The following is a 4,890-nucleotide window of genomic DNA, read 5'->3' as shown; positions in this document are numbered from 1 at the left end:
CGGAGCTGGTCGGCATCAAGCCATACCTGGTGCCTGGTCGGAACGTGATTGCCATCCTGGCTCGCAACGCCGGTGCCTCCTCGGGAGCCCTTCTCGAGGGTGCGGTGCGATGGCCACAGGGCAGCGTTGAGTTGCGCAGCGACGACACCTGGAAGGGAGTAGGCGAGGCGCTGGAGGGATGGACTTCTGCCGCCTTCGACGATAGCGCCTGGCCGGCGGCGAAGGCCATCACCGTGGCAGGACGCGAGCCCTGGGGCTATGTGCCCTACGAGTACCTCGGCCCACGCGAGAAGGTGCGGCTCCTGAAGTCCTCGATGCCGCGCGAAGCGACCGCCGGGTCGGAGGTCGTCGTCCTTGCCACCCTCGACCATCTGCCGAGGGAAGCCGAGAGCAGCTCCTTGCGGTTCGCGCTCCTGCGTGATGGCGAGATGCTCTACGGACGCGCCTACGGTGCGGGTATGGTACATCGCTCCGCCGAGGGGTACGAGGTCGGCCCGATCCGGCTGCCTCTGACACGGTTCCTCCCGGCGGGGAAGTACGAAGTCGCCCTTGGCTACCCGCGCACTGAGTACGAGACCGGTCGCGGCGTCGTGATCGGCGCTCTGCAGGTCAAGGCTCCGGCTCTGGCCGAGGAGCGCCCGACCGTCGAGGTGAAGCGCCACAAGGGCCTGCCGACGCTCCTTGTGAACGGTCGTCCCGCCTCCTTCATGCACTACCTGGAGACAACTGTCGGCGCTGCCCGGATCTCGAACATGGCCGACAACGGTCTGCACCTGTACGAAGTCGATGCCGGCGACTTCGGCTGGCTCGGCGAGGGCAAGTTCGACTACTCAGCCTGGGACCGCAAGGTCCTGCAGTTGCTCACCTACGACCCGCAGGCGACGCTGCTGGTCACCTATGAGGTCTCCGGCCTGCGGCATCCCTGGTGGATGGAGGGCAAGGACGCAGAGCTGTGCCGCACCGAGAGCGGCAGCACCAGCGTGGGCATCTACGGATCTGCCGGGAAGGTCGTCTCGCTGGCCTCGCTGAGGTGGCGTGCCGACAGCGGCGACGCCGTCCGGCGCTTCACCGAGCACTGCCGGACAGCTCCCTATGCTGCGAGGATACTTGGCTACCAGCCCTGCTCGGGAGTGAGTTGGGAATGGCAGCACTGGGGCTCCGTCGGGCCCTTCGATCCGAGCGACTACAGCGAACCCATGCAGGCGGCCTTCCGTGAGTGGACGCGCAAGACCTACGGGGGCGACCTTGAGAAGCTGCGCATCGCGTGGAAGCAGCCGCAGATCACCTTCGAGAACGTGAGTATCCCCTCGGTTGAGCAGCGCGACGGCCCGAAGGACACCGTCTTCCGCGACCCGCGGCAGTGGCAGTATGTCATCGACTTCTACAAGTTCCACCAGGACGTGATGGTCGACGGCATCGAGCACTACTTCCGGATCATCAAGGACGCCAGCGGCGGAGAGGCGCTCTGCGGCACCTACTACGGCTACGAACTGACCATGCTCAGCGGCGCTCGACGGGCAGGCGATGCCGGGCACTTCGCTCTCAGCAGGCTGCTTGAGTCCAGGTACTGCGACTTCCTGATGTCGCCTCTGGACTACTCCTCGCGCGAGGTCGGGGACACCTACGCGGTCATGAGCCCCATCGGCTCCGTCGTCGCGCATGACAAGCTGTGGGTGCTGCAGGACGATCTGCGCACCCACCTGGTGACCGACGCCAACCAGCGACGCCACGGCGCGCCGGACGGACTGACGGGAACGGTGAGCCAGCTCGAACGAGGGTATGCCATCGCCAACGTCAAGGGTGCAGCGACGCAGTGGTTTGACTTCAGCAACGGCTGGATCGCGCGTGATCCGCGCCAGGGACAGATCATCGGTAAGCTGCATGAGATCGACGAGCAGTGGGTGGACTGGCCCGACCGCGGACCGGACCCCGAGAGCGTTGCCGTGATCGTGGATGAGGAGAGCCCCTCGGCCTACATGAGCCATGCCTTCGAGGTGAACTACTGGACCGTCTCTCAGCAGAAGGCCGTCTTCGAGCGCGTGGGCGCCCCCTTCAACTACTACCTGCTCAGAGACGTCATCGGTGGGAAGGTGCCCAGGTTCAGGTGCTATTTCTTCCTGAACTGCTACAAGATCAGCGACGGCGACCGGCAGTGGATCATGAACAACCTCCAGGCCGACGGGCGAACGCTGGTGTGGCTGTATGCGCCGGGATACGTCAACGACAGCAGCCTGGATGTGAAGCGCATCGGCGACCTGACGGGCATGCAGATGACCCGGCATGACGAGCCGACACTCTGGCGCATGGCCTTCAAGCCGGACAGCGCTCTTGGCCGGGGCGTCACCGACTGGCAGCAGCCGAGCATCAAGCTGACGCCGACCTTCTCGCCTGCGGCCGAGGGTGTGCAGGTAGAAGCATGCTACGAGGGGACGGACCTGCCTGCGCTGGCAGTGAAGAAGTCGGGGACGTGGACGAGTGTCTACTCGGCGGCACCCTTGCTTTCGCCCGAGGTCGTCAAGCGCCTTGTGCGAACTGCCGGAGTGCCCATCACCGTCGAAAGCACCGAACCGAGCTTCGTGAGCCGCAACCTGGTGGCCCTTCACACTGCTGCAGCGCGGACCGAGCGTCTCCATTTCGGGAGGCCGGTGAAGGTGACCGACCTCATGACCGGCGACGTGCTGGGACAGAGCGTGACGGACCTTAGCGTGGAGCTGCAAGGCCCGCAGACACGCCTGCTGCGAATCGAGGACGCACCTTAGGGGTCGGGCTCTGCTTCACAGGTCCTCGGGAATCGGGGCAGCCTGGGCAGGGCTGGCGCTGACCGCCGTCACAGGACGCAGGAGGGCGGCCCCCACTGCGCCGAGGAGGGAGACCGCCGCCGCGAGAAGCATTGCGGGCAGAAGCGAGGGAGCCCGATCGCCGATAGCTCCGGCGACAGTCGGACCGAGTGCCTGGCCCACGCCCATGAACAGCGTTACGAAACCCAGTGCTGCCGGTGCCAATCGCGGACCGAGCATGTCACTGCAGGCCGCTGCCATGATCGCGGGGATACTCCAGGCGGACAGGCCGAAGAGCACCGCGGAGAGCGTGAAGCCTGGTACCGTTGGCCAGAGAGCGAAGAGGCTGAAGGACAGGGCGTGGACCAGGTAGACGATCACCAGCGCACGCTTCCGGCCGATGAGGTCCGAGACCGTTCCCCAGATCAGGCCACAGAAGAGGCTGCACCAGCCCATCACCATGAAGAGGCTACCTGCCTCCCTCGGTGTGTAGTGGCCACCCGCGACCAGGGCCTTGACGAAGAACGTCATGTAGATGATGTAGGCGAACCCGAAGGCGACGTAGACCGACCCCAGATGCCAGACCGTCCACGAGCGGTACACGGCTCCCCAGGCGAGCTTCTCCTGCGGAGCCGCCGCGAGAGTCTCCTCCGGCTCGGCGCCCAGGGGTTGCAGACCGACCTCGCAAGGTCGATTGCGCAGGAAGACAACCGCGAGGAGGGCCACGACCAGCGCCAGCCCGGCGAAGCCCATCCAGCACATGCGCCAACCCTCATCGCCATAGCGGGTGATGATCTGCGGCACCGTGGGTCCCAGGAGGATCAGCCCCAGCGAGGAGCCTGATACGGCGATCCCGGCCGCGAGACCACGCCGGCGACGACCGAACCAGCCTGCCACCAGCCCCATCGCGGGTACGTTGACGGCGCCACTCCCCAGTCCTGTAACGCCTCGCCAGACGACGGCCTCAGGAAGGCTGTGGACCAGACCTGTAAGCCCCAAGCCTACCCCGACCACCACAAGCGCTGCCGTGATCACGCAACGTGGGCCAAAACGTGACGCCAGGGCCCCGCCGATCGCGCACAGGATCAGGTAGCCTGCGAGGTTTGCCGTGGCCAGCAGACCCGCCTCGGTGTTGTCCATGTCGAGTGCCGTCTGCATGGCGGGGAGAACCATCGAGTAGCCGAACCGCGCCAGACCAAGGGCGGCAAAAACGCACAGAGTGCCGCCGGCGAGGATGACCCAACCGTAGTGCACAGGTGCGCGACCGACCGCTCCGTCTGAGGTCATGGTGGCGCTCCGCTCATGGGTAGTCGACAGCCGACGGAAGGCAGCCATGCCTTCGCCCTGGGCCACAGCTTTCCTACCAGAACCTGCCGAAGTAGCACCGGGGCTTCGCTACGTCCTGCTCCGAGCGTCTCCCTTCACCCCCGGCCCCAGGGCCAGTCAGGCAAGCGACCTTGCGGGCAACGGACTCCGGACTGCCAATCAGACCAGCCTTCTGCAAGCCTGTTCCTCAGGGAACAGTCGTCACCGGTGCAGGTCGGGCGAAGCGGTACACATGGACCTCGAAGGGGCCGAACCAGTCTGTGAACTTGCCGTCTGCGGCCTGCACTGTACGGGGCTCCTCGTACAGCACCTCGCCCTTACCGCAGTCCTCCGGCAGGCCGCTGAACTCGACCTCGACGGTGGCGCCTTCGCGCTTGCAGGCCAGCAGGTAGAGGTAGTCAGGCGTCTCTCGGACGCAGAACTCCAGGTCCTTCGCAGTCGCCTCTGCGGCGAAGGACTGCCGGACCTCAACCTGCACCCGCTGACCCGCGGCGGGAGCGATCAGCGCCGGATGCAGCGGACTCGAGCGGCCGATCTCCTCCATGAGGGGCCGCAGCACTCGTCGCCAGAGGCGCCAGTTCCAGCCCAGGGCTGCATCCTCGGCAGTCATGGCCTGCGGCAGGTTACCACCGAAGAAGACAAGCCCGCGAGCGCCGTTGATGATGGCCTGGTATGCCATGAACCGTTCTTCGGCGAAGGTGGGGAAGCGGAGGGTCTTGCCGGGCTTGACGACGCCGCTGAAGGCAACCTGCAGGACCATCCAGACCGGCAGCTTGCCCTCAGCGAC

3 protein-coding genes are annotated in these 4,890 nt (G+C 66.0%); 1 reads left to right on the top strand and 2 read right to left on the bottom strand.

What is annotated here, in order from left to right; all coding sequences use genetic code 11:
* On the top strand, positions 1 to 2,759 hold a 2,759-nt coding region (locus ABFE16_10450; protein MEN6345714.1), incomplete at its 5' end, for a beta-galactosidase.
* 15 nt (positions 2,760 to 2,774) lie between these two features.
* Here the strand turns inward: ABFE16_10450 and ABFE16_10445 are convergent.
* Both ABFE16_10445 and ABFE16_10440 read right to left on the bottom strand, forming a co-directional pair.
* On the bottom strand, positions 2,775 to 4,064 hold the full coding sequence (locus tag ABFE16_10445; GenBank protein MEN6345713.1) for an MFS transporter: 1,290 nt from the start codon (positions 4,062 to 4,064) through the stop codon (positions 2,775 to 2,777).
* A 226-nt stretch (positions 4,065 to 4,290) separates the two neighbouring features.
* Positions 4,291 to 4,890, bottom strand: a 600-nt coding sequence (locus ABFE16_10440) for a hypothetical protein (GenBank protein ID MEN6345712.1), incomplete at its 5' end; no start/stop codon positions are given.

The sequence above is a fragment of the Armatimonadia bacterium genome, assembly GCA_039679385.1.
Lineage (GTDB): Bacteria > Armatimonadota > Zipacnadia > Zipacnadales > JABUFB01 > JAJFTQ01.
The sequence above is the reverse complement of the archived record's forward strand: the minus strand, read 5'-3'. Positions and strand labels throughout refer to the sequence as shown.

What these genes read in the sequence shown, in the direction of transcription:
- ABFE16_10445 (MEN6345713.1), bottom strand. Translation starts at nt 4,064, where the DNA reads ATGACCTCAGACGGAGCGGTCGGTCGCGCACCTGTGCACTACGGTTGG.